The following is a 24880-nucleotide window of genomic DNA, read 5'->3' on the forward strand; positions in this document are numbered from 1 at the left end:
CGCCACAATCATGTTCATTCCTTACGCTTGAGTCATTTTTGTTGAAAGCGGGTATGAAAGTTACAGGTAACTTGCTTGGAAGAGCGCAATTTCAAGCAAAATCAAAATATATAATCTAGAAAATAGAGAGACTTTTACTGGAAAGGGGATCCACATTGAGTAAACTTATTTTTGTATCAAATCGTCTGCCTGTTACTGTCAAGAAGAACGAGTCCGAACTCACCTATAGTAAGAGTATTGGTGGTCTGGCAACGGGACTAAAGAGCTACCATGAGCAAGGAAACAGCGTTTGGGCCGGATGGCCGGGAATCTCCAGCAATGAGCTGTCTGATGTGGATCAAGCATCCATTAACACCGAACTGTCAGAGCAATACAACTGTGTTCCTATTTTTCTATCTGAGGAAGAGATCGATCAATATTATCATGGCTTCTGTAACGAAACGATCTGGCCTTTGTTTCATTACTTCACGAGCAATACGGAATACAGCATAGATACTTGGGATGCCTATAAGCGAGTTAATCAGAAGTTTTTTGACGTACTGGATGAAGTCATTGAGCCTGATGATACGATATGGGTGCATGATTATCAGCTGATGCTGCTGCCGCAAATGATTCGAGAGAAATACCCGAATGCCAAAATCGGCTTTTTCCTCCACATACCTTTCCCTTCTTTCGAAATATTCAGACTATTGATCTGGCGCAAAGAGATACTTCAGGGATTGCTTGGGGCTAATTTGATCGGCTTCCATACTTACGATTATGTCCGGCACTTCCTCAGTACCGTACGCAGAATACTCGGGGTGGAACACAGCTTGAACAAGCTCAGCTACGAGACACATACCGTGCAGGTTGAAGCTTTCCCAATGGGTATTGATTATGAATATTTCTCCAATACGGACACAGTGGAATTGTCGAGCGAGCTGCAGGATTTTGTAGAAAGCACACGCACCATCCAGAACATCTTGTCTATTGACCGGCTGGATTATACCAAGGGCATTCCTGACCGAATCAAAGCCTTTAAGCGGTTCTTGACGAAATATCCGGAATATCACGAGAAGGTTCGTCTGAATCTGATTGTTGCACCGTCACGAGTGGAAGTGGAAACCTATGACACGTTAAAAAAACATATCGAAGTGCTCGTCAGTGAAGTCAACGGTCAGTTCGGTACGGTCAACTGGATGCCGATATGGTTCTTCTTCCGCACGTTCAGCCAGGACGATCTGATCGCCTTCTATCGCCATAGTGATGTGCTTCTGGTCACTCCGCTTCGAGACGGTATGAACCTGGTAGCGAAGGAATATATTGCTTCCCGAAATGATTACAAGGGCATGCTGGTGATGAGTGAAACAGCGGGCGCGGCGAGTGAGCTGGGCGAAGCGGTTATCGTCAATGCGAATGATCACGGTGCCATTGCAGAAGGACTTAAGACCGCGCTTGATATGCCGGATCATGAGAAGATTGAGCGTAATAAAATGATGCATCATCGTCTATCCAGATACAATATTAACTTCTGGGCAGATGAATTTATTACAGCTCTGGGGAATAGCGAAACAGGGGTCCTGCAAACGAAGCCTTTGGTCGATGTCTCTGATTCTTCGGTGATAAAAACTGCCTATACGGATGCAGAGCGGCGCCTGATCCTTCTGGATTATGATGGAACGCTTGTCGGCTTCAAGCCGACGCCGGATCAAGCCAAGCCGGATGAGGAGCTAAGGCAGCTGCTGGCTGGTTTATCACAGGATCCGAAGAATACCGTCGTTATTATTACCGGCAGAGATCGCGGCGTTATCGAAAAATGGCTTGGAGATCTGAATCTCCATTTGATCGCCTCCCATGGATTGTGGTTTAAGCAAGCTGGAGGGGAATGGATCAAGACCATTAATGTCGATAATGATTGGAAGGATAAAATTCGCCACATTCTCGAAATGTATACAGATCGGATGCCAGGCTCGTTAATTGAGGAGAAGGAATATTCCCTGGCTTGGCACTATAGGCAGTGTGAGCCTGATGTCATCGCACTCAAGCGGGATGAGCTTAGAGAAGCATTGATATCCATTACGCAGTCCATGAGCCTTGGTGTACTTGAAGGAAATAAAGTGCTCGAGGTGAAGGACAGCCGAATCAATAAGGGACATGGGGTTCATTTGCTGACACGGGCAGAGGCCTTTGATTTTATTATTGGTGCGGGTGATGATTATACAGATGAAGATATGTTTAATGCACTTCCCGAAGAAGCATTCTCTATTAAGATTGGCTCCGGGAACACAAATGCCAAATATCAGCTGAAGACCAACAAGGAATTCAGAACACTGCTTAAAAAGCTTGAGGAACTAAGTGACACAGCTAAGCCCGCATCCACAACAGCAGCAATGAGGAGGAGAACAACATGAAAATTCGTAAAGCGATTATACCGGCAGCAGGTATGGGAACTCGCTTCCTGCCGGCAACAAAAGCAATGCCCAAGGAAATGCTCCCGATTGTCGATAAACCGACGATTCAATATATTGTAGAGGAAGCTGTTGCTTCCGGTATTGAGGATATTATCATTGTAACAGGAAAGAGCAAACGGGCCATTGAAGATCATTTCGACAATTCGTTTGAGCTAGAGTATAATCTGGCTGAGCAGCATAAATGGAAACTGCTGGATGAAGTGCGCAAATCGTCTGAAATGGCAGACATTCACTACATCCGCCAAGGTGAACCACTTGGACTCGGTCATGCGATATGGTGTGCCCGTAAATTTGTCGGCAATGAACCCTTTGCCGTAATGCTTGGGGACGACATTGTAGAGTCCAAGGTGCCATGTCTCAAGCAGATGATGGACATATACGAGAAGCATGAATCTTCCATTGTCGGCGTACAGCCGGTGCCTTGGGAGCAGGTCTCGCGATATGGTCTCGTCGATGGTGAAGAACTGTCAGAGCGAGTATACAAGGCGAATCGTTTTGTAGAGAAACCGAAGCGTGAGGATGCACCGTCCAATCTGGCCATTCTCGGCCGTTATATTTTGACGCCTCGTATTTTCGATATTCTGGGTGAAACTCCAGCCGGGGTTGGCGGGGAGATCCAGCTGACCGATGCGCTCGCTAAATTAGGACTTGAAGAGGATCTGATCGCGTATCACTTCGATGGTACTCGTCACGATGTAGGCGAGAAGCTGGGCTTCATTCAAACGACCATTCATTATGCCATGCAGAATGAAGAATTGAAGGATGACCTCGCGGTTTATTTGAAGAAGGTGCTTGAGCAGCGTGAATTGGTTTAAGGGATTGCCCTGCGCTAATCAAGAGTAACGATGCATACGCCTCATTGCTGCAGTACTGTTTCATTGCCCTTTAACGGCAGGAAGCAGAGACTGAGCAATGAGGCGTTACTTTTTCCTGTCCAATTAGAGTATACTTGCAGCTAAAGGCATTATGAGAATGATTCACTTAATGCTAATTTAAACTTCTGTTAACAAAAGGGAGATGCTTGAGATTGAACGGAACATTACAATCCGGGGATAGGCCCCTCCCTAAAGGGATGCTTGATCAGGGGTTCATTGTCCGTAACCGTGCAGTGCTGCATGTCGGGCTGGAAGGACGACAAGTAGAGCGTCTGACAGGGGATGATACAGTCAGTTATATTTTAAAATACCTTCCAGACGAGACGGTTCTTACAGGTGAAAGCTGGGCCTATGCCAAAGTACTGACACAGCTTCCTGTCATCTATCCTCGACTAATTGCTCAATCGGATCAGGAGGGAGAGGAGAGACCTTGGCTTCTTTTTGAAGATGTAGGCACCATTAGTCACGAAGCAGAGGAAGAGGTACTGATCCAAATTGCCGAATGGATGGCGATATGGCATGCAGTTCCGCTAGATTCGTATCCGGAGCTGCTACATGCGGGTCAGAAGCCGCGGCTTAAGCAAGTAGTATCGGATCTCTTGGCCCAGCAGACCAGGATTGGCAATGTGTTTGCTTCACTAGGCTTCAATGGGAATGAGGTACATACATTTTATCAATTGCTGGAGACATTTCAGCTCCTCCAAACAGAGGTCTACTCGCACGGCGATCTGCATCCCGGCAACTATGGAAGGACGTCTTCCGGAAGGGTCATTGTGCTGGATTGGGAGCATAATCATCGTAATACACCTATGTGGGACTTATACCATCTGCTGGACATATCACATCCGCTGTTTCCAAGAACTCATAACAACCAGATACGCAGCAAGGTGCTGGATACTTATCTTCTGTACTCCAAGCAGCTCGGTAACGACTACGAGGAAGAGTTGTTCAAAAGGGAGTATCAACTGTTCTCAGTCGCCTTCTCCCTATGGATGTTACTTTTGATTGACCGGGACATACAGGATCCAACGTCCATCTGGCCCCAAGACAAGCTAGTCACACAGCGGGAGGAGACATTGCTGTCGATCAGGGAGCTGCTGTACATATTATTGGTGGATCATGCCTAGTTTAAAGGATAGTGACAGTATGACCTATGCTTTAAAAAAATCTTGCTCAATCTCCCGGATGATCTCATAAGCGCTGTCTGATTGATTCGAGCACACGACAACATGCAGCGACGCATCAGGATAGAACAACGCACGGAAGTTAATTCCGGGATCATAGCCCATAAGTATGTATTTCTCAATCTGATCGGAAGCTGAATGCTTCGTCATCCATACCCCGTATCCATAACTTGTATGATCATCCACCTTGGCATGCGGTGTCAGCAGCAGCTCTGTCATTTCTGCACGAATGAGCTGCCCGCTGCACATGGTTTCCCACAGCTTCATCATGTCACCCACTGTTACATAGGCACCTCCATCAGACCCTCCTCTTGCCGGAAGCGAATAGATGTTAGTACGATAGCCATTTTCCGTCTGGATGTAGCCAAGCGCTGTCCGTTCAGGCAAATTATCCATTTCAAAATAACCCGAATCCATTATTCCTGCCTTGGCAAAAATATGTGCTTCCACGTATTCCTGAAAACCCATTTGGCTTATCTGCTCGACAATGAGTCCAAGCAAAATATACCCAGCATTGTTGTAATGAAATGAGCTCCCGGCTGAATGCTTCATAGGCTCATTCTGGAACAAGGGGAGGAAATCCTCCAGATGACGAATATGATACATGGGCCGATTAATCCATAACTCTTCATAATCGTCCATCGTGTCCTCATCAAAATAGTCGGGGATACCTGAAGTATGCGTCAGCAACTGATGAACGGTTATATGCGGATCAAAGTGAGGAAAGGAATAGGCGCCTAAACACTCATTAATCGTTGTGTTGAAGGTAAGCTTTTTCTGCTCAACCAGCTGGCAGATGGCAATCGCAGTGAACAACTTACAACCCGAAGCCATACCGAAGCGAGTATTCTCTTGGTTTAGAATCTGCTCTGAACGATTTGCGTAGCCATGACTGAGCTTAAGCACATCGGAATTGTTAGATTTTACGTAAATGCTTCCTGAAAAATGAAGTTGTTCCATTTGTCTCTGAATTCGCTCCTGCAGCGTGTTCATATCATTCATATCATTGATCTCCAATCTAAGTAAGTGTACTCATCCATGTTAGCATGGTAATCGCCGCCAAAGTGGTGATAAATCAATATAATGGTTTTTTACAAGACTTAATGCTAGGACAGCTAATTCGTACAGTGGCTGTTTGATTTTGCTCTACAACATCATCGGTTTAGAATATTGTCTGCGGTATCTTAGCGGCGACAATCCATTCTTCTTCTTAAAGCATCGAGTAAAGTAACTCACCTGGGAGAATCCCGTTTCCTCTGTAATACGCTGAATCGACCAATCTGTCTGAAGCAGTAATATCCTTCCTTGCTCCAATCGATACAACATCAAATACTCCAGGGGAGTACAATGAAAAGCAGACTTCATACACCGGGCCAAGTAATTCTCATGTACATGAAAATAATCTGAAAGATCCGCGTTGGTGATGGGGTGCTTGTAATTTTGCTTCAAATAAATTTCGATCTGCTCTGCCAGCTGAATAGGACTGTTCTTGTAATACTGATCATATTCGAGACTTTGGAATATCTTGACGAAGGTCTGCTGGGACTCCCACAGTGCGAGCTTCCTCGGCTTAAGTGTGGAGGATAATAATAAATCCAGTGAAGCAAACAGCTCATGAGGATTCATCGCAGTCTGATATTTGGGCAGATGAATTGTCGTATGTTCTGAATGAAAATGTAAGGTTGGAACGGGCGACTTGGGCGTAATGCGATCAGGCTCCTCTTGACTGCACCAAGTGCTGTTTGTTTGGAAATGGAACCAATAAAATGTGGTGTCCTCTTCACAGGCCTCAATTGGAAAATGATGTTTATCCGGTTCCAGAATTAGAATGGAGTTCGCTCTTAACTTCCACCCCTGATCTTCCTCACCAATATGAAGCATGCCTTCCTTTACAATAATGACGTCAAAATACCCTAACTTAAATCGGTTTGGATGCAAATCCCCCTTCGAATATTTCGTAATATTACCCTCAATAAAGTAGGGCATTGGAGGTACTAAAAAAGACAGATAGGTTGAATCGCTCATGATGTCTCCTCCTTTTAACTGGGTCCGAATATAAGCGTGAAGTGTGAAATCGTACAACTTTTAGTTGGATATCCTGATTTTTTTGAGTGAAAGTGATTGTTACAATGAAGCTGTACTCAAATAAATCGGGTTAGCGCTAACGGTTTTATTATTACTCTACTCCTATTACAGCAAGAATGAAAGCGTTACTACGTACCAAGGAGGAACTTTGCTAAATGAATATTGCTAGAAGTATCAAGCGTGTCGCTGTTCAGGATACATTTTGGAAAAAGTACAAAAAAATTGTGGCTGAAGAAGTCATACCTTATCAATGGAGAGCTCTGAATGATGAGCTGCCGGATACAGAACCAAGCCATGCAATTGAGAATTTCAAAATTGCTGCCGGTGAATCGACCGGTGAATATTACGGTACCGTATTTCAGGACAGTGATGTCGCAAAGTGGCTGGAAACGGTAGCTTACAGCCTGCGGGACTTCCCTAATCATGAGCTTGAGCAAAAAGCGGATGAAGTCATCTCCCTGCTGGGAAGAGCTCAAGCTGAGGATGGATATTTGAATACGTATTATTTGTTGAAAGAACCTAATAATCGTTGGACCAATCTTAGAGACAATCATGAGCTGTACTGCGCTGGACATTTCATCGAGGCAGCGGTTGCTTATTATGAAACAACGGGCAAATCAGAAATGCTTCAGATTATGGAGAAATATGTGGCCTTGATTGATGAAGTGTTCGGGGAAGAGGAAGGCAAGCTACACGGTTACGATGGTCATGAGGAAATTGAGCTGGCATTAGTGAAGCTGTATGAAGTAACGGATAACAAGAAGTATTTAAGATTGGCTCAATACTTTATAGATCAGCGGGGCCAGCGTCCGGTTTATTTTGAGGAAGAGAAAGAAAAGCGGAGAACGATAGATACGGCTCCAACCTGGAATGATGAGGAGAATGTTAACTTTGGCCTCGGCTTCGAGTACCAGCAGGCACATCAGCCCGTGAGAGAACAACAGGAAGCTGTGGGACATGCAGTAAGAGCGATGTATCTGTATATTGCAATGGCTGATCTGGCTGCCAAAACGGGAGATGTGAACCTTCTTGAAACCTGTGAAACACTCTGGGATGATGTGATAGCTCACAAGATGTATATTACGGCAGGGATCGGTTCCTCCGTCAATGGAGAAGCATTTACCTGCAACCACGATTTGCCGAATGACAGCATGTATTGTGAGACATGTGCATCCGTAGGACTCGCATTCTGGGCAAACCGGATGCTGCGATTAGACCCGAATCGGAAATATGCAGATGTACTGGAACGTGCTCTATATAACGGCACCTTGAGCGGCATGGATTTAGATGGTAAACGATTCTTCTATGTTAATCCGCTTGAGGTTAATCCCTTCCAGAGCGAGCGAAAGGATCAGGAGCATGTCAAAACCGAACGGCAAAAATGGTTCTTCTGTGCCTGCTGCCCTCCGAATTTGGCGAGAATGATCGCTTCTGTTGAAGACCTGATCTATACCCAGACCGAGAACACAATTTACACCCATTTATATATCGCAAGTCAAGTGCAAACAACGCTGAACGGTCAAGATATCAGCATTACTCAAACGCATGAATATCCTTGGGATTCTCGTATTAACTTGACGATTCATACGGATGGTCCTGCCGAATTTACGGTTGCACTTCGAATACCAGATTGGTGCAAACAAGCCGAGCTGTCTGTTAATGGGGAGTTCATCTCTTTGGAAGATTTGGATAAAGGTTATGCAAAGCATAGCCGGGTATGGAACGATGGGGATATCATTTCGCTTGTACTGTCCATGCCAATTGAGCGGGTGAGAAGTCATCCGCAGGTGTCAATGAATCAGGGGCAGATTGCTCTGCAGCGCGGACCTGTCGTTTACTGTATTGAAGAGTGTGATAATGGGTCAGGCCTTGCGGCTCTAAGATTGCCCCGGGATGCTTCAATAGAAGATCAATTTGTTCCCGATCTGCTAGGAGGAATTGTTCGAATTCAGACAGAGGGTTATCGATTAAATGCTCCAAGATCACTCTATTATACGGAGGAACCAGAGCTCATTCCTCATACGATTACTGCCATACCTTATTATGCATGGTGCAATCGTGAGAAGGGTGAAATGCGTGTCTGGATTTACGAAGATTAGGAATTAGTCCGATCTAAGGCGAGGATCTTGTGATCCTCGCGTACGTTATCGATCGCCAGTAATTAATTTTGAGGTGAGGTCATCATGAGTAAACAAAATGAAGCACATGGTTCAGTACCTTTGCATCGCAAGTTAAGTTACTCCTTGACAGATACCGCGGGTAATCTGCTGTACTGTGTTATCTCCAGCTATTTATTGTACTTTTATACAGATGTATTTGGGCTCTCCATCGGCGTTGCCGGTACCCTATTGCTTGTAACCCGTATCCTCGACGCCATTGATGCTCCGATGTGGGGGATTCTAATTGATAGAACCAAATCGAAGTATGGACAGAGCCGGCCTTATTTCTTGTGGCTGTGTATACCCTTCGCTGTGTTTATGGTGTTAACCTTCACTACACCGGATTTGAGCGAGACTGGGAAAATTATATATGCCTGCGTAACCTATATTATTGCCGGTGTCCTGTACACGGGAATCAGTACGCCGATCACTTCTATATTACCTAACTTGTCAACAAACTCTGATGAGCGGGTTGTACTCAACTCGTTCCGGATGGTAGGTGGAAATGTTGGATTCTTCATAGCGACCACATTTACATTGCCGCTCGTTGCTTTTTTTGGACAGGGTAATGATCAGAGAGGTTTCTCATTGACGGTAGCCTTGTTCGGTGTGCTGGCAGTTATTATGTTCCTCGTTGCTTTTGCTGATTTGCGAGAGGTATCTGCTGTGAAGACGAAGCCGATACCCATTCGTAAAAGCTTCGGTGCGATCAAGAGAAACTGGCCGTGGATGCTCGTTGTCGCTGCCAATCTATGCTACTGGATTGGGCTGAATGTAAGGTCATCCACCGTAATCTATTACTTTGAATATAATCTGGGCAGTAAGGAGCTTGTTCCGCTTATTAATGGTTTAACTTCATTGCAGTTAATATCCATGGTACTGATCCCATTCTGTGTGAAGAAGCTCAGCAAGAATACGGTTATGATTGTTGGCCTTGTGCTGGCGGCTCTTGGACAGGTTATGATTCTGATGGGAACTACGAATCTTACGGTTATTATTATCGGCTGGATTATCGGTGCGCTGGGTTCCGGGTTTGCCTGCTCACTCCCGTTTGCTATGCTGTCAGATACCGTAGATTACGGAGAGTGGAAGAACGGAATTCGTGCAAGCGGATTCTTAACATCAATTGGAAGCGCCTTCTGTATCAAGGCAGGCAGCGGTATCGGTGGATCGGTACCCGCGTGGATAATGGGCAGCATGGGTTATGTTGCTGGGCAATCCCAGACCGCATCAGCTCTATCCGGTATCCAGTTCAGCTTCATATGGCTGCCGTTCATTGTGTTCCTGATCGGGACAATTCCGATGTTCTTCTATAAGAAATTTGAACGAAATGAACATCAAATTCAAGGGGAACTCGCTGCAAGAAGATAGTATTATCATGTGATTACTGTAGTTAGGAGTACAGTATCTTGAGTAATTATAGACAAGCAAGGCAAGCTCAAACATACCTGAGCTTGCCTTGCTTGTCTAATGCTGTTCACTTTATCAAAAACATCACCTTTAAACATCACGCCCTGGGCTAAATACTCCGTTATGCTCTTAAGTACTGGAGAATCATGCTCACAAATTGTGCTGGCAATCGTTGATTTGAATCTCCTTCTTTGATTGCAGTAATACTTAATTTTTGGAGGAGACCCATCATGGATGTGAATATAAAGATGGCAGTGCTTGAAGGATCGATATCCTCTTATAACGAACCGTCACGGACTCATAGGTACATTAGATTGACCTGAATAAGCATCAGAACTAAAGCAATAAAAGTCATTATTAAAGATAACCGGATAAGCCGAATTTCCCCAAGTCATTGAATGAATCGATGGAGCAGCTGTAATTGGCTGCCTGCTAATAATCGCTTCTCTTCCGTTAAAGTCTCGGGCATAAGATCATTTTACTGACATGCACGTTAGGCGAGTGGTCAGCATAGTTTAGCCCATAAGTATAGTATGGGAGGACAAAAATGACATCTTCTTTAGTTCCATATCATTACAACTTTTATCGTTCGGATAAGCCAATACCGTATGAAGAGGTTGCCGACTTAGGTGATGCTATTGATTTAAAGGACCTGCCAACAGATGAGCAACAAAAGCTTCTGAATTCAATGCCACAATTCTTCATTACAACTCCAGACCCCGAGGAAGTCGGGTATACTTTTGTGGATTTGGAGAGTCATCTGAGCTTGCCAAACGAGCAGAATCTTGTCAACAAAGAATTTCATGCTCAGAGATTGCTAGGTGTTACGGTTCCTGAGTTCAAAGTCGTTCCTTGCAAAAAAACCTTTAAAACACCATTAGGTAAAGTTAATTTTACCTATCCTTGTTTAAAAAGACGTGAATCTGAATTTTGTATCTACGCTTACATCTACTATCCAAAGGGTTTGGATCAATTTATTGTGAATGAAATGATGGCTTGTCTTGAATTTGCATCCATGACGGCGGCTGAAACAGCGAGCTATACGTTTAACTCAACCTCTGGTTCTCCTATTGAACGTGTCATCAAAGCCGTTCCTAAGACTTTGGAAATTTTTAAATCTACATTTAGTAACTGTGTCTCTAATGCAGAAACATGGGATTATTTGAAACATGATGTTGAGTATGGAGTGGATTACGCTAGCATAAAACTGACGGATTGGTATTAATCCAATTCATATAACAAGAAGCACACAACAGGGCAGCCGTCGAGCTGCCCTGTTGTGTGCTGTGGTCCAGTTCTGTCTCTTCAGATTCGTGGAATCTTATAGTTAGAGTATGCCATGCAAACTTCCGTTTTTCGCAAATAGCTTCTCAATTCTATTCTCGACAGCCGGATCCAGAACGAGCGGAGGTGCATGATGTGGCTTCGTTCTTGCATCAATAATGACGTTGTTACAGCCCCAATGCTTATACGAGTATTCCGCATTCACTCCGTACATGTCATGAGATGGGTTGCTCCGCGTAAAGGTTGCCCATAAGAAATTATCAATGGATGCACTTAGAAAATTGCTGTCATCGCACAAAATAATGAGCGGGCATTCCGGCATGTCTCCGCGCATACGAATTGCATTTGTCAGTTCTTCAAGCTGCTGAGCTGAATCTGCATAGCTGCCAAAAGCAGGACCTGTAATTGCAACAACACCTGGCATAACAAGTCTAGGATTAATGAAGTGGCGGAGGTCCTGAAGCTGTTCTGGAGCTTCCGTACAGAGCTCCCGCTTCTTGTCTCCGCAAGCCGCAAAGATGACTTTGCTTCCTTGATTCAATCCGCTGCCTGAATAATCCAGCGTATCAATCGTCGTATTCGTCTGGAAATGAATATCCCGCTTGAGATCAATACGCTCAAGTAAGTAAGAGAAAAATTCCGGTATATGATGTGTACTTATCGGCTGCTCTTCCTCAGCGGTAATAAATAAATACTTGGCAAGGCTGAGCTGTCCCGTGCCGAGAATCCGATTGGCAATGGTAAGGAGCTCCGCAGGCTGTTTAACCTTGGTATAAGGTGTATATCGTTCTGATCCAATCGCCAGCAGCAGAGGATGTACGCCTGCTGCATCCACAGCATGAACCTCTTTGACTCCAGGTACCTCCTGCTTAACTGCACCTCCGGTTAACTGATGAATAAGTTCACCGAATGCAGTGTCTTCCTGTGGAGGGCGGCCAACGACAGTGAACGGCCAGATGGCATTCGGCTTGGCGTAGACCTTCCGAACACGCATCATCGGAAACAGATGGGTTAAGCTGTAATAGCCCAAGTGGTCTCCAAACGGCCCCTCCGGCTTTGTTTCTCCTGGGTGAATCTCTCCCGTAATGACAAAATCAGCATCCTGACTGATGCAGTATCCGTCCGCATCATATCCGTAGCGAAATCTTCTTCCCGATAATAGACCTGCAAATAAGAGCTCGCTGAGTCCTTCAGGAAGCGGCATAACTGCAGAGAGCGTATGTGCGGGGGGGCCGCCTATGAAGATGCTTACTTTGAGCGGTTCCCCTTTACGATTAGCCTTGTGCTGGTGAATTCCGATTCCGCGGTGAATTTGATAATGCACGCCAATATCTTCGTTTGTCTTGTAATCATTCCCTGTAAGCTGCACACGATACATTCCCAGGTTGGCTTTCATAATACCCGCTTTGTCAGGATCTTCTGTGTACACTTGGGGCAGTGTCACGAAAGCTCCTCCATCCATGGGCCAGTGCTTGATTAAGGGAAGATCGGATATTTTAATCTCCTTGAACCCGGATATCCCCTGCTTAAGAGGCAGTGCTTTCATTGCCGAAGTCGCCGCACTGACGTGGCGAATCGGATTTTTAAGTGCTTTCATGGGATCGTTGCGGAGCGCAATCACATTTTGAGTTGAATCCCAGGTCTGCCGGAACATAAATTTGCTGCGTTCAATGGTTCCAAATAGGTTTGATACCGCACGATATGACGAGCCTTTTACATTTTCAAATAAGAGAGCGGGGCCTCCTGCTTCAAATACTCTCAGGTGGATGGCGGACATTTCAAGCTCGGGATCGACTTCTTCCCGTATCCGAACCAGATGTCCGTGGCGCTCTAGGTCAATTAAACATGATTCCAGTGTTGTGTACATTAAAATAAAGTCACTCCTAGCTGAGCCTATTCTACATGTTCTGACGATATGAAGCTGAGCTAAATACAATGGCTCTTCCTTTAATAGTACTTTCCAGCCATTAAATACTCAACTTCATATTGCTTAATTCGCTGATTTGTCAAAATAAGACGATTCCGGCACATGCAGAGAGCAGAATGACCACGAGTGGGTGCAGCTTATATTTGATAATCGCCAGAAAAGCAGCTGCAGCCGTGAGTAAGGTGGCAAATGTACTCCATTGAAAAATTGTTTCACCATTTCCACTGAAGCCGAAATGAAGGGCAGCATAGACAATCAGTCCGGTAATGATCGGACGAAGTCCGTAGAACGAGGATTGTACCAGAGGATTCTTGTTGATCTTGAAAAAGAAGGCGGCAATCAGTATGACCATTAGCAGGGAGGGAAGGATGATGCCTGTTGTTGCTGTAACTGCCCCCGGAATGCCAGCGGTATGATAGCCTATCAATGTAGCGCTGTTGGTAGCAACCGGGCCAGGGGACATTCCGGCGAGAGAGACGATTCGTTGAAACTCTTCAGCGGAGAGCCAGCTATATTTTTCAACCTCGAACTGAACCATCGGGATAACAGCGTAGCCACCACCGAAGGATAGAAGGCCGATCTTAAGAAAAGTAATGAATAATTCCCAGTACAGCATAGTAAGTCTCCTAAATGTAATATTCGATTGTTGCTGCATGTTCCGAAGCCGATTTTTTCTCCGTTTGTACGCTCATTCCGAGTTTTTTCTTAACAGAGATAATGATCATCCCTAGTACAAGTCCCATGAGAATCATGAGGGTTGGATTGATGCCCGTTACAAGTAATACGATTAGAGAAGCTGCGGCAATAATGGTCGTGGTACGATCAAACAAGGCATTTTTGCCCATCTTATAGGCTGCAACGGCTATTAGACCGATAATGGCCCCGTGGATACCCTTCATCGCGGCCTGAACCTTCGGTTCATGCTGAAAGACAGAATAGATGCTGCTTAGAATAAAAACGATGAGAAAGGTGGGAAGCGTAATCCCAACGGTGGCGGCAACAGCACCTGGCACTTTACCTATCCGATACCCGATAAAAGCAGAGGCGTTAACGCCAACACCACCTGGAGCAGACCCGGCCAAGGACATTAAGTCATTCATTTCCTGCCTGCTGATCCAGCCCCGCTTCTCCACCATCTCCCGTTCCAGCACGGGAATCATAGCATATCCTCCGCCAAAGGTTGACGGTCCTATCTTAAAGAAGAGCCAGAATAATTGTAAATAACGTGAAATGCTGTTCTTCATGCCTGATGTCATGCGGTGTCTTCACCTCTTGTTGACTGAATATATCGTTATTATAGCATCTTTTTATCAAAATGAAATTAACTACTGGTAAATTAGCGATTATGCGTGAAATTTCCACCTCATGAATCGAATATATTTGTAAAATTTAGTAATCTTTATTCTAAAATGGGATAAACTTCGTCTGTACTCATGTACTATTGGCTAACCCTCTCATTATTGAAGATATCGAAAATTATCCTGGCGTAATCGCGGAGTCCACGTTCACGGATTGGTGCTATAATAGATGGGCAATGCGAACATAAGAAATAGCGTTCACAGTCTATTCATCAAAGGAGAATCGTTGATTTATGCGTTTTTTTTCATTCCTGAGCTCATTCTTATCCGCGTGGCGGGATTATCCTGCAGAAATAAATACGGTGCTTGGGGATCGTTATGTCAATTTGCAGCTGCTTGGTGAAGGAAGCTATGGCATGACTTACAAATGCTTGGATCAGAAGAGTGGAGCGGTCGTTGCTCTTAAGCAGTCGAGGCCCAGTAAAGGGGAATATGCAGAACATTTGCTTAGAAGAGAAAAGAATATACTTCAGGCGCTCGGTCATCCGCAAATTCCTGAATTGCTGGATTTTTTTGTTGAAGACAAGCATACCTATCTTGTCATGACTTATTTGGAGGGAGATACACTCGAGGATCTGATCTTTGAGCAGGGCTGCATATATGATGAAGCCTCTTGTATTGAGATGACACTGAAGCTGCTGGATGTAGTCCAGTATATTCATAAGAAGGGATATGTTCATCTGGATTTGCGAATTCCGAATGTGCTTTTTCAAGAGGAGAGGCTCTCTGTAATTGATTTTGGTCTGGCAAGACAGATCGGTGAAGAACCTCCGCTAGGGTACCAGAGGAATCGAAAGGGCCTGATAACATCCAAAAAGATGAGGAAGACAAGGAGGCCAGAGACGGCTAAGCCTCCGAAGTCTGCCCGCAGTGCCAATGGAGCGCAGTTCAAGCTGGCAGAGGAGCAATCCGATCTTGCAGATATTGGACATTTTATGCTGTTCATGCTGTATTCGACCTATGAATCTGAGGATGGCGCCGATACCGAGCGGAGCTGGCAGGAGGAGCTGTCCATTTCGTCTGAGTTACAGGAGGTCATTGAGCGGCTGCTTGAGCTGAAGGAGCCTTATTCAAGTACAGATGAGTTCTATCATGATTTGCATGTTTTGAAACAAAATCATTCCTCTAAGTAGAGGAAGTCTTCTTCTATAGAAAGGAAATTACATCATGGCCTTATTTTTAAACATTTTGCTAAACAACGTTATTCCCTTATTTCTTGTTATTGCTGTGGGCTTTATTGTACGACGTACGAGAGGACTTGATGTCAAAACCTTATCCAACATTAACTTTTACATCCTGTCCCCGGCTGTAGTGTTTAATCTTTTATACACAACAGACATTACCATGTCTCTCTTTGGGCAGGTGATCGGCTTCTTCTTTATTTTCATGCTTCTGCAATATGTCGTATGTTCTGTCGTTATCAAAATTCGCAAGCTGGAGGGTGGAATGCCTGCAGCACTGCGAAACAGTGTCCTGTTCGCCAACAGCGCAAATTATGGGCTGCCGATTAACCAGCTTGCCTTCTCGGGCAACCCGCTGACGCTTGGAGTGCAGGTCATTATTCTTATGCTTCAATCATTTATACCCAATACATATGGAATTTACAGCGTCAATGCGCACCGTGCCAAGCTGAAGGATATTTGGAGAACCATCGCCGGACAGCCTGTAATCTACGCGATTCCCGCAGCGCTTCTGTTGAGGTTCCTTGAAGTACCTCTTCCGAATAGCATCCAGACGCCGCTGAATTATTTATATACTGCCTTTATCGGTATGGCATTACTTACGCTCGGTGTACAGCTCGGAGCGATGAAATGGACTTTTGCGAAAAAGGGCAGCACGAATGTAGCCATATCTGTGTTCTTAAGACTCATTGCCGGTCCGCTTCTCGCCGCACTAACCGTATGGACGATGGGGATTGAGGGGCTGGTTGCCAAGGCCTTGATCGTTTCGTCTGCGGTACCGACATCACTCAGCAGCATGATTCTTGCTGTACAGTTTGATAATGAACCGGAATTTTCTTCGCAAACGGTCTTTTTTTCGACACTCTTGAGTACGCTGACAGTAACGGGAACGATCGCAGTGCTGCAAATTTAAGCCAGACTCGAACTGGAAAATAAGACTTATGACTAATGGTCGATTGAATCTCCATCGTATACAATAAGGGAACATACATACCCATATCTCCATGAGTATTCACTTCAGGATTGTTCATCATTCGGTTTTATGAAGCTCGTGAATGTGTAGCTCTATTGTCTGATTAATGATGGAGGGAGAGGGTGAAGATGCAGAAGATTGCGGTCATTGTGGTGCATGGACTCGGGCTTCAGAAGAAGGAATATGCCGAGAAGTTCATGAAGAAGCTGGACAAAACCTTCTCAGATATAATGCAGGTGCCTTCCGCCAGGCCATATATTGAAGTAGAGCCTGTATATTGGGCGGATGTATTCGGTAAGGAGGAGGAACGGATCTATCAGGAGCTGGTGTTAAGTAAAAAGCTTCGCTACAAGTTTTTGCGTCGTTATCTGATCTATTACTTGGCGGATGCTGTCGCTTATCAGCCAGTAGATACGAACGGGCATAATTACGATGCGGTGCACCAGGCGATCAGTAATGCACTGCACAGCTTATCCCAAAGAGCAGGGAAGAAGGCGCCTTTATGTGTTGTGTCCCACAGTCTGGGCAGTGTCATTGCGAGTAACTTTTTCTACGATTTGCAGTACAAGTCGAGGCACTTTCCTGGAGTAATCGATACGACTTCTCCCTTGGAGAGAGGAGATACTTTGACGCATTTTTATTCTTTGGGTACAACACTTCCGCTATGGAGTCTGAGATACCGTGATTTTAGCAAGCCGATTGTGGTGCCTTCAAGGGAAGGACAAGAGATTTACCCTGGTCTTCAAGGGGAGTGGGTTAACTTTTTTGACAAGGATGATATTTTGGGGTATCCGCTTCGCAATATTGATCCTGCCTATGAGAAGGCAGTAAAGCAGGACATTGATACGAATGTGGGTAATCCGCTGAGCTTCTGGAACCCTTTCTGTCATAGTGGATATATGAAGAGCCGCAAGGTGGTTAGGCACATTTCTGAGAAGCTTGCAGAAACATATACGTTCATTAATCAAGGTCAGGACTCGAGGAAGCGCAGTTCTCTAACAATAGGACAAAAAAAGAAATAATACAGAAGCGATTTGCTGGACGGATTGATTGTAGATTCGTTTATAGCAAATCGCTTTTTTTTAATTCGTTCATATGGAGGAGGCTTTGTGCCCACCAGAAGACTCCTTCTTATGGGTTTGTTTTTTTTGAAACACCATATAGAACCAGGTAGAAGCCAAGACATATAAAATTCCTGTGATCGTGAAGGTGATGGCATAGCCCTGATAGCTGCCGTAGGTTGTAACGAGATAGGATTGGACAGGTCCCATGGTAGCCCAGCCGATCATAAAGGCAGTCTGCATGAGTGAGTTCGCAATACCTCGTCTTCGATCTGACACATGGTCAATTAATATCGATGAAAAGATTGGATTGGCTGCATTCATGAGCGCTTGTCTAAATAAGAAGCTGACGGAAGCAATGAGCACAGAATAAGTGAAGCCGGTCAGCAGCAGGAAAGGCAGAGACATCGTTTGGAATATGAAAACGGCTCGCACGGGTCCTACCCGATTGACAAGAGAAGGTCCAATCATCATCGAGATGATGGTCATCACTTGGCCTAAAGATATCAGGGCGCTCATCAAGCTGAGACTGATATGAAACCGGTCCGTAAAATACAAATTTAAATAAGGAACGACGAGGCCTGAACCAATGCCGATCAGCAGCTGTGTCATCACAAAGTGCTTAATAATTCGAAAGTCCGATTTGGACTGCTCTGCTGCCGTGTTGGAATGTACACTTGTGTTCATATTCGATTCAGAAACGGTGCTCGAGCGAATAGCAGATACAGGGTTATGTATGACGGGTGAGTCTTTTACTAGAAATAACGGAAGCGTCCCAAGAAATGTAGCTATGCCGCCCAGGAGCAGAACAATCTGTAAGCTGGAAATGCTATGAATCCCAATAAACCCAAGCACATCAGCAAGTACCCCGCCGCCGAAGCTGCCGATGACCTGGGCTGCCAGCACGAGGGAAGCGTGAATGCTAAACAGCCGAAGTCGATTATGCTCAGAGACATTGGCCGCTAGAAAAGGGATCGCGAGCACTTGAAAGAAGGAAGCAAATAATCCTGAAGATACAGCCAGCCATAATAGGTGGGGTTCACCTATAGCAAAGGCCCGTCCAATGAAGGTTAGTCCGCTAAAGAGTGCTCCAATAACGAGAATCGGCTTCTTGCTTATACGGTCCCCGAGCAGACCTATGGGGATGAACATGATTGCCGTGGCAATGGATTGCACGCTGATAATGGTGCCGTTCATCGTTGCATCGTAGCCCAGATCTTGTATGTACAAATTGTAGAGCACGGAGAACATGCCTCCGCCCATTTGATATAGGATGTTTGCAAGAAAAAAAAGCTGGATATTGCGGGGCCAGCTTCTGATTTCCGCTTTCCATTTTTGCCAGATACTCAAGATGTCTTCTCCTCCTGTACTCATCTATTAAGCCTCTATGCAGAGCTGTTTGTCAAGATAAGGATGATAAAACAAAAACAGCCCTGAGCATGCTCCACCCGGGAATGAAGGAGCATGCTCAGGGCTGTTGGTGATGTAACCTGAAAAGCGGAACGGTCAGCTTACGCGGCCAGGCTCGTCTCAGACTGAGACCGAAGCTGCTTGCGGTAGACCATTCTTGAGATCGTCAGACTTACTTCATAGAGTAAAAATAAAGGGATAATGACAAGAATATCGGACATGATATCCGGCGGTGTGATCGTGACGGCAACGACGACGAGAATAAAATAGGATACCTTGCGTGCCTTCGCGAGCTTGGCCGGATTTAATATTCCGAGCTTGGTCAGGAACATGACAACGACAGGCATTTCAAACAATAGTCCAAACGGGACCGTCATGTGAATCATAAACGTGAAGTATTTCTGTGCGGTATACATCGTCTCAAACGAATCAGCTGCCATTTCATTCAGAAAATGAAGCACCATCGGGAACAAAATGAAATAACCGAAGGAAATGCCGAGAATGAACATTAGAGTAAGTACGGGAATAAAGATCAGCGTAGACCGCTGAGCAGCAGTCGGTACAGCAGGCTGAACGAATTTCCATATTTGATAAGCAGCCACAGGAATCGTTAATGTAACAGCAACCACACCTGCGATCATGAAGTACACCCACATGACATCTGAAGGACCAAGAATGATCAGCTTGCGCTCCATATCCGAGACGAGAATATCATAGATGTCCTTCACAAAGATAAAGGCGATGACCATCCAGAGCAGGAAGGTGACGAGCGTCCGAATGAGCCGGCTTCGCAGCTCATCCAGATGCCCAATCATATTTAATTCGTTTGGATTGTTACTCATTGTGACTTCGTTCCGGAACTGCTAACCGAAGCAGAAGTGCCAGCTTCGGAATGTTTTTTCTTCTCATCCTCATCGTTGTCCCCGCCCATGAGTCCACGGGTGGCTCCCTTGAACTCACTGAGCGTCCGGCCAAAGGCCCGTCCAAGCTCAGGCAGCTTCGATGGGCCAAATATGATAAGTGCGATAATAAGAATCAGAATGAGTCCGCCGATTCCGATATTTCCGATGCCAGGCATAATATATCATCTCCTGTTGAATGTTAGATTACAATATGATCGAAGAAAAAGCTTATCGTCGAAACTTACAGTCCGAGCTTGAATCCGCTAATTGCCGCAACGCCACAGCGGGCCTTCTTATCTCCCTTACGGTGAGGCCATGTGCTTGTTGGGTTGTTCAGGTCTGTAGTCATTTCGCCGGGATGCTGTACAGAGATAAACAGTGTTTGTTCATCTGGTGTAAAGTATGGACCGGTCAGCTCCGAATCCTTAGGGCCAGATGCGAATTGCAGTGCTTGTCCCTGGCTCTTGCCGCTTGTAGGGATGACGAACAAACCGTTGTTCATGAACGATTTATATACGCCCTTGTTGTGACTGCTGGTGGAAATGTCAGTTACGACCCACAAGTTGCCATTCGAATCGAACGCAAGGTTATCTGGGGAACTGAAGCCGGATTGTCTGCCGCCGGCAGCAAAGATTTCAAAGTTGAATTCAAGAGATCCGAGATCATCGTTGTTTTCAAAAATACGTGTAATATGACCGTGGATATTGCCATGAATATCGTTATTCGTGTGGCAGATAAAGACGGTGCTGTCGAAAGGCGAAATTTCAATATCCTCCGGACGATCGGTTGGAGTGCCGCCAACAATTAGAGCAGCTTGATTGCAATATGTAACGACATCCGCTTGGGAAGTGAACTTTTTCAGCAGCTCTTCCTTCGTACCCGTTACGCCATAAGGATTCTTATAGCTGTCGGAGGAGAGAACCTCCTTCACGGCCTCAATTGTAACAGGAGCCCATTTACCTGATTTGAGATTGGCAACATATAGTGTGCCTTCTTCAAGCAAGGCAGAATTGGAACGGCCGATGGCTTTGTTGTATTTCCCTTTGCTAATAAATTTGTATACGCAGGCATCCTTCTTGTCATCGCCCATGTATACAACAACACGTCCGTCCTTGGCAATACCCATTGCCGTATTCTCGTGATTGAATCGACCCAGAGCAGTATGCTTTTTGCGGAAAGAGGCTTCAAAAGGATCGATCTCCACGACCCAGCCATAGTGGGTCTCTGGCAGCTTTGCTTGTCCGGCAAGCTCTTCAAAATTTTCCTCACAGGACAGCACCGTATTCCATAATGTGACCCCGCCGGAGCAGTTGGCAAATGTACCCTGTGCTTTGGTTGCATTTCCAATTGTTGCGGAGCCTTTGGCAGGACCTGTGATGTCGAAGGAGGTGAAGCCTGTGATACGGCGTGCATATTTTGAAGTCGGATCAAGCTTCCATACCCCTTGCTCATCCCGGTACACTTCAGTTACGGACATCCCTTGGTAATAGAGGCTTTGCTCGATTTGTTTCTTGGTCGGACCGCTGTCCGCTACAGGACCGATTGCAAAGATGTTGGTGTATTCATGATTCGTAACAAGGAGTCCTCGCGTATTCGAGCCTTCAATGGGGAAAAATGCGTTGTAATCTGCACCCTGCCCAAATTTTTCTCCTGCTGGGTTAATAATATCGTCGAAGGCGGCTACCACGTCATACTTAAAGTTCTTTGGCAATACGAGCTCGTCTTCCATAGTAGGCTCAATTGGATCAAAGAAGCCTGTAACTTTGTTCGTGTTAAATCCGAAGAGGTGGTTCGCACTCGAAGCTGCGGAGGCTTTGCCGTCAAGTGTACCAAGACCAGCAGAAGCGGCAGCAAGTGCAGCAGCACCTGTACCTAGATAGGATAGAAAGGTTTTGCGATCGATCGTTTTTTCGCTCAAAAGAACACACTCCTTGTCATTTATCAGTCGGATTTTGCCAAATCCTCATGTAAACAAGCATAAGTGTAGTTTGTAAATTCTAAATCATCCCAGTGCAATTGAAATGTAAAATTAACAGATTTGAATGGATGATTTCCAGCTGTTATATAACATACAACTGACATGTTCTAAGCTTGAATGAAGAGGGGGAAGGAGACCATTGATCATAATTTTACATAGCTGAAACAAATTCACAAAGGTTATTTACAAATAAGTGAGTTTGTTGTTAGAATAAATTACACAATTCATCTTCAGTTGTCTAATCAAGTCGCAGGAGCTCGGGACAGGACTCATTTGCATCCTTGATTAACCCTTAAACTGAAGCTGATCCAGGAGGACAAGCCATTGGACTATAATACGGATACGATATATATCGTGGGCGACGCACAGACCTCGGTCAATAATCCGATTACTCAGCAGTTCAGTGCTTTTTTTATCGGTCTGGTGATTGATACGACGAATGATAAGATTGTAGATGCCGGATGCTCTTCGACCATTCCGCTCACCTCGGCCTTTGTCAGAACCCTGTTTGTCGGGAAGACGATGCATGATCTCGATTCGATCAGCGAGCAGGTTCGTTCGAGATATCACGGGTCTTCTCAGAAGGCGATTATTGTCGCCTATAAGGATGCACAGAAGAAATATCGTTCAATTGTTAACCATAATTAAATATAGAGATAGGCTGCTTTATTTATTCGCATGTACCGGCTGTGTCATCTTTTCAGGCCTTGCGTACAGCACATCGTAAATGAAATCCAGCAAATCATAATCGGGGTCAGACATGTTCTCATGCTAGGAGCAGCTGCCCATGTTATGGTTTGCTGTTTTTTTATATTCAAGTAAGACCTTAACGTCAGAATTAAAATTACGACTAATAGGGGGCCAATCAGCATGAAACTGTACATTTCGATAGATATGGAAGGTGTCACGGGTCTTGTGGATGACACTTTTGTCGATTCTGCGAAGCGGAACTACAACCGGGGGCAGCGGATTATGACGGCTGAAGCCAATCATGTGATCGAAACGTCGTTTGGTGAAGGAATTCATGAGGTTGTGGTTAATGACAGCCATTCCAAAATGAATAATTTAATTATTGAGGAGCTGTATCCAAGAGCTCAGTTAATATCTGGAGATGTGAAGCCCTACTCCATGATGCAGGGTCTCGATTCCAGCTATGGGGGTGCTGTTTTTCTAGGCTATCATTCCAGAGCGGCACGTCCGGGAGTGCTGAGTCACTCGATGATCTTCGGTATTCGTAATATGTACATTAATGATGTGGCCGTAGGAGAGCTTGGCTTCAACGCTTATGTCGCAGGACATCATGGCGTTCCAATCCTGCTTGTGGCAGGGGATGATGAGACTGCCGCGGAAGCCGAGGAGCTGATACCACATGTCACAACGGCCATCGTGAAAAAACAAATCTCACGCACGTCAGCCCTGTGCTTGACACCCGCCCAGAGCGGTGAACTCCTGCGGGAGAAGACGATTCAGGCCATAGCGAACAAAGAGCGGGTTCATCCGCTGACTCCACCAGAGAAGCCGCTACTAACATTAGAGTTTGCCAATTATGGTCAAGCAGAGTGGGCCCATCTCATGCCCAAAACCCGGATGGAACGTTATTCCCCGGTGGTATCCTATCAGGCAGACGACATCCTCGAAGCCTACCAAGCCATGCTTGTGATGACTGAGCTTGCAATGAGAACTGCATTTTGCTGATAAAGGAGCCCTGTCATGGCACAATATATTCTTCGGAAATTCATATCGATGGTCGTCACGTTATGGCTGATTATCACAATTACCTTCCTATTGATGCATTCGATTCCAGGGTCACCGTTTGATCGTGACGGCAAGGAAGCGAATGCCAATGTCATTCAGAACATGATGTCCTTCTATCATCTGGATGAGCCTCTTTACATTCAATACTTTGAATATATGAAATCTCTTCTCACCCTAGATCTCGGACCTTCGATATCTCATTATCCCGACAGCGTGAACAGTATGATTGAACGCGGATTTCCCGTTTCATTTCAGCTGGGCATAGTCGCCATATGCATCTCCATTCTCATCGGCATCCTTCTGGGAACCATTGCTGCTCTGCAAAAAAACGGGATCATTGACCATATCGCCATGATTCTTGCCGTAATTGGTGTTGCCATTCCAAGCTTTGTGCTTGCCCCGCTGCTTATCAAATATATTGCGGTTGAACTGAAGCTTCTGCCGGTAGCCACATGGGGAACCTGGAAGCACATGGTATTGCCTGCTATGGCTCTAGCGGCAGGACCGATTGCGACAATCGCAAGGTTAACTCGAGCAAACCTCATTGAGGTACTCACTCAAGATTACATGGATACCGCTAGATCCAAAGGCCTTCCACCCCTCGTCATCGTCGTGAAGCATGGTCTGCGCAATGCAGTACTTCCGGTGATTACACTGCTTGGCGTGCTGCTGGCTAATGTGCTGACAGGAAGCTTTGTCATTGAGAAGATCTTTGCCATACCGGGTATGGGAAAATACTTTGTTGATGGCATTAACAACCGGGATTATTCCGTCATTATGGGAACGACTGTATTCTATAGTGCTTTGCTCATTATGATGATGTTCCTGGTTGATATTTTGTACGGCTTGATTGATCCGCGTATCAAACTTCATAAGAAAGGGGCCTAG

General features: G+C 45.3%; 21 protein-coding genes. 12 read left to right on the forward strand and 9 right to left on the reverse strand.

The window, feature by feature from the left end:
- The first annotated feature begins 155 nt into the window (after positions 1-155).
- From BLW49_RS09230 to BLW49_RS09240, 3 genes are all read left to right on the forward strand, one after another.
- Positions 156-2390, forward strand: coding sequence for a bifunctional alpha,alpha-trehalose-phosphate synthase (UDP-forming)/trehalose-phosphatase (locus BLW49_RS09230; RefSeq protein WP_090724209.1), 2235 nt, complete (start codon positions 156-158; stop codon positions 2388-2390).
- Entirely contained in the window at positions 2387-3265 is an 879-nt protein-coding gene (gene galU, locus BLW49_RS09235; protein WP_047910485.1) for a UTP--glucose-1-phosphate uridylyltransferase GalU, read from the forward strand. Before BLW49_RS09230 ends, galU begins: the two co-directional genes overlap by 4 nt.
- Positions 3266-3477: 212 nt before the next feature.
- Positions 3478-4452, forward strand: a complete 975-nt coding sequence (locus BLW49_RS09240) for a phosphotransferase (protein WP_090724211.1) — start codon at positions 3478-3480, stop codon at positions 4450-4452.
- Positions 4453-4476: 24 nt separating this feature from the next.
- Here the strand turns inward: BLW49_RS09240 and BLW49_RS09245 are convergent, their stop codons facing one another.
- On the reverse strand, positions 4477-5511 hold the full coding sequence (locus BLW49_RS09245) for a serine hydrolase domain-containing protein (RefSeq protein ID WP_256209678.1): 1035 nt from the start codon (positions 5509-5511) through the stop codon (positions 4477-4479).
- Positions 5512-5655: 144 nt separating this feature from the next.
- Complete coding sequence (locus BLW49_RS09250; RefSeq protein WP_090724212.1) at positions 5656-6534, reverse strand: helix-turn-helix transcriptional regulator; 879 nt, start codon at positions 6532-6534, stop codon at positions 5656-5658.
- A gap of 215 nt (positions 6535-6749) precedes the next feature.
- Here BLW49_RS09250 and BLW49_RS09255 point away from each other — a divergent pair, with 215 nt between their 5' ends.
- From BLW49_RS09255 to BLW49_RS09265, 3 genes are all read left to right on the forward strand, one after another.
- A complete protein-coding gene (locus BLW49_RS09255) occupies positions 6750-8693 on the forward strand; it encodes a glycoside hydrolase family 127 protein (RefSeq protein ID WP_090724214.1) in 1944 nt (647 codons plus the stop codon).
- 84 nt (positions 8694-8777) lie between these two features.
- Positions 8778-10124, forward strand: coding sequence for a glycoside-pentoside-hexuronide (GPH):cation symporter (locus BLW49_RS09260; protein ID WP_090724216.1), 1347 nt, complete (start codon positions 8778-8780; stop codon positions 10122-10124).
- Between the two features lie 586 nt (positions 10125-10710).
- On the forward strand, positions 10711-11388 hold the full coding sequence (locus BLW49_RS09265; RefSeq protein WP_090724217.1) for a hypothetical protein: 678 nt from the start codon (positions 10711-10713) through the stop codon (positions 11386-11388).
- A gap of 102 nt (positions 11389-11490) precedes the next feature.
- On the opposite strand, the gene BLW49_RS09270 is transcribed toward BLW49_RS09265, so the two are convergent.
- The 3 genes from BLW49_RS09270 to BLW49_RS09280 form a co-directional block, all read right to left on the reverse strand.
- The gene (locus BLW49_RS09270) at positions 11491-13314 is read right to left on the reverse strand and encodes a UbiD family decarboxylase (protein ID WP_090724219.1); all 1824 of its coding nucleotides are present in this window, start codon (positions 13312-13314) and stop codon (positions 11491-11493) included.
- Between the two features lie 139 nt (positions 13315-13453).
- Positions 13454-13990 carry a chromate transporter gene (locus BLW49_RS09275; RefSeq protein ID WP_090724220.1) on the reverse strand — a complete coding sequence of 179 codons (537 nt, stop codon included), beginning with the start codon at positions 13988-13990 and terminating at the stop codon, positions 13454-13456.
- Positions 13991-14000: 10 nt separating this feature from the next.
- Entirely contained in the window at positions 14001-14630 is a 630-nt protein-coding gene (locus BLW49_RS09280) for a chromate transporter (RefSeq protein WP_256209679.1), read from the reverse strand.
- A 335-nt stretch (positions 14631-14965) separates the two neighbouring features.
- Here BLW49_RS09280 and BLW49_RS09285 point away from each other — a divergent pair, with 335 nt between their 5' ends.
- From BLW49_RS09285 to BLW49_RS09295, 3 genes are all read left to right on the forward strand, one after another.
- A complete protein-coding gene (locus BLW49_RS09285; RefSeq protein WP_076313642.1) occupies positions 14966-15865 on the forward strand; it encodes a serine/threonine protein kinase in 900 nt (299 codons plus the stop codon).
- 34 nt (positions 15866-15899) lie between these two features.
- Positions 15900-16826 (forward strand): AEC family transporter, encoded by a 927-nt coding sequence (locus tag BLW49_RS09290; RefSeq protein ID WP_076313643.1) that lies wholly within the window; start codon positions 15900-15902, stop codon positions 16824-16826.
- A gap of 188 nt (positions 16827-17014) precedes the next feature.
- On the forward strand, positions 17015-17908 hold the full coding sequence (locus BLW49_RS09295; RefSeq protein ID WP_076314083.1) for a chemotaxis protein: 894 nt from the start codon (positions 17015-17017) through the stop codon (positions 17906-17908).
- Positions 17909-17977: 69 nt separating this feature from the next.
- Here BLW49_RS09295 and BLW49_RS09300 read toward each other — a convergent pair whose 3' ends face one another.
- The 4 genes from BLW49_RS09300 to BLW49_RS09315 form a co-directional block, all read right to left on the reverse strand.
- Complete coding sequence (locus BLW49_RS09300; RefSeq protein ID WP_371264541.1) at positions 17978-19297, reverse strand: MFS transporter; 1320 nt, start codon at positions 19295-19297, stop codon at positions 17978-17980.
- A gap of 161 nt (positions 19298-19458) precedes the next feature.
- The gene (gene tatC / locus BLW49_RS09305) at positions 19459-20199 is read right to left on the reverse strand and encodes a twin-arginine translocase subunit TatC (protein WP_076313645.1); all 741 of its coding nucleotides are present in this window, start codon (positions 20197-20199) and stop codon (positions 19459-19461) included.
- Positions 20196-20435 (reverse strand): twin-arginine translocase TatA/TatE family subunit, encoded by a 240-nt coding sequence (gene tatA, locus BLW49_RS09310; protein ID WP_076313646.1) that lies wholly within the window; start codon positions 20433-20435, stop codon positions 20196-20198. Before tatA ends, tatC begins: the two co-directional genes overlap by 4 nt.
- A gap of 65 nt (positions 20436-20500) precedes the next feature.
- Entirely contained in the window at positions 20501-22177 is a 1677-nt protein-coding gene (locus BLW49_RS09315) for a PhoX family protein (RefSeq protein ID WP_256209680.1), read from the reverse strand.
- Between the two features lie 384 nt (positions 22178-22561).
- On the opposite strand from BLW49_RS09315, the gene BLW49_RS09320 reads away from it, so the two are divergent.
- The 3 genes from BLW49_RS09320 (at position 22562) to BLW49_RS09330 (ending at position 24880) form a co-directional block, all read left to right on the forward strand.
- Entirely contained in the window at positions 22562-22885 is a 324-nt protein-coding gene (locus tag BLW49_RS09320) for a DUF3870 domain-containing protein (protein WP_076313647.1), read from the forward strand.
- 222 nt (positions 22886-23107) lie between these two features.
- Entirely contained in the window at positions 23108-23932 is an 825-nt protein-coding gene (locus BLW49_RS09325; RefSeq protein ID WP_076313648.1) for a M55 family metallopeptidase, read from the forward strand.
- A 15-nt stretch (positions 23933-23947) separates the two neighbouring features.
- Positions 23948-24880 (forward strand): ABC transporter permease, encoded by a 933-nt coding sequence (locus tag BLW49_RS09330; protein ID WP_090724223.1) that lies wholly within the window; start codon positions 23948-23950, stop codon positions 24878-24880.

It is taken from the genome of Paenibacillus sp. PDC88 (assembly GCF_900106725.1).
GTDB lineage: Bacteria > Bacillota > Bacilli > Paenibacillales > Paenibacillaceae > Paenibacillus > Paenibacillus shunpengii.

What these genes read in the sequence shown, in the direction of transcription:
- galU (WP_047910485.1), top strand. Translation starts at nt 2,387, where the DNA reads ATGAAAATTCGTAAAGCGATTATACCGGCAGCAGGTATGGGAACTCGC.
- BLW49_RS09245 (WP_256209678.1), bottom strand. Translation starts at nt 5,511, where the DNA reads ATGAATGATATGAACACGCTGCAGGAGCGAATTCAGAGACAAATGGAA.
- BLW49_RS09250 (WP_090724212.1), bottom strand. Translation starts at nt 6,534, where the DNA reads ATGAGCGATTCAACCTATCTGTCTTTTTTAGTACCTCCAATGCCCTAC.
- BLW49_RS09255 (WP_090724214.1), top strand. Translation starts at nt 6,750, where the DNA reads ATGAATATTGCTAGAAGTATCAAGCGTGTCGCTGTTCAGGATACATTT.
- BLW49_RS09260 (WP_090724216.1), top strand. Translation starts at nt 8,778, where the DNA reads ATGAGTAAACAAAATGAAGCACATGGTTCAGTACCTTTGCATCGCAAG.
- BLW49_RS09265 (WP_090724217.1), top strand. Translation starts at nt 10,711, where the DNA reads ATGACATCTTCTTTAGTTCCATATCATTACAACTTTTATCGTTCGGAT.
- BLW49_RS09270 (WP_090724219.1), bottom strand. Translation starts at nt 13,314, where the DNA reads ATGTACACAACACTGGAATCATGTTTAATTGACCTAGAGCGCCACGGA.
- BLW49_RS09275 (WP_090724220.1), bottom strand. Translation starts at nt 13,990, where the DNA reads ATGCTGTACTGGGAATTATTCATTACTTTTCTTAAGATCGGCCTTCTA.
- BLW49_RS09280 (WP_256209679.1), bottom strand. Translation starts at nt 14,630, where the DNA reads ATGACATCAGGCATGAAGAACAGCATTTCACGTTATTTACAATTATTC.
- BLW49_RS09285 (WP_076313642.1), top strand. Translation starts at nt 14,966, where the DNA reads ATGCGTTTTTTTTCATTCCTGAGCTCATTCTTATCCGCGTGGCGGGAT.
- BLW49_RS09290 (WP_076313643.1), top strand. Translation starts at nt 15,900, where the DNA reads ATGGCCTTATTTTTAAACATTTTGCTAAACAACGTTATTCCCTTATTT.
- BLW49_RS09295 (WP_076314083.1), top strand. Translation starts at nt 17,015, where the DNA reads ATGCAGAAGATTGCGGTCATTGTGGTGCATGGACTCGGGCTTCAGAAG.
- tatC (WP_076313645.1), bottom strand. Translation starts at nt 20,199, where the DNA reads ATGAGTAACAATCCAAACGAATTAAATATGATTGGGCATCTGGATGAG.
- tatA (WP_076313646.1), bottom strand. Translation starts at nt 20,435, where the DNA reads ATGCCTGGCATCGGAAATATCGGAATCGGCGGACTCATTCTGATTCTT.
- BLW49_RS09325 (WP_076313648.1), top strand. Translation starts at nt 23,108, where the DNA reads ATGAAACTGTACATTTCGATAGATATGGAAGGTGTCACGGGTCTTGTG.
- BLW49_RS09330 (WP_090724223.1), top strand. Translation starts at nt 23,948, where the DNA reads ATGGCACAATATATTCTTCGGAAATTCATATCGATGGTCGTCACGTTA.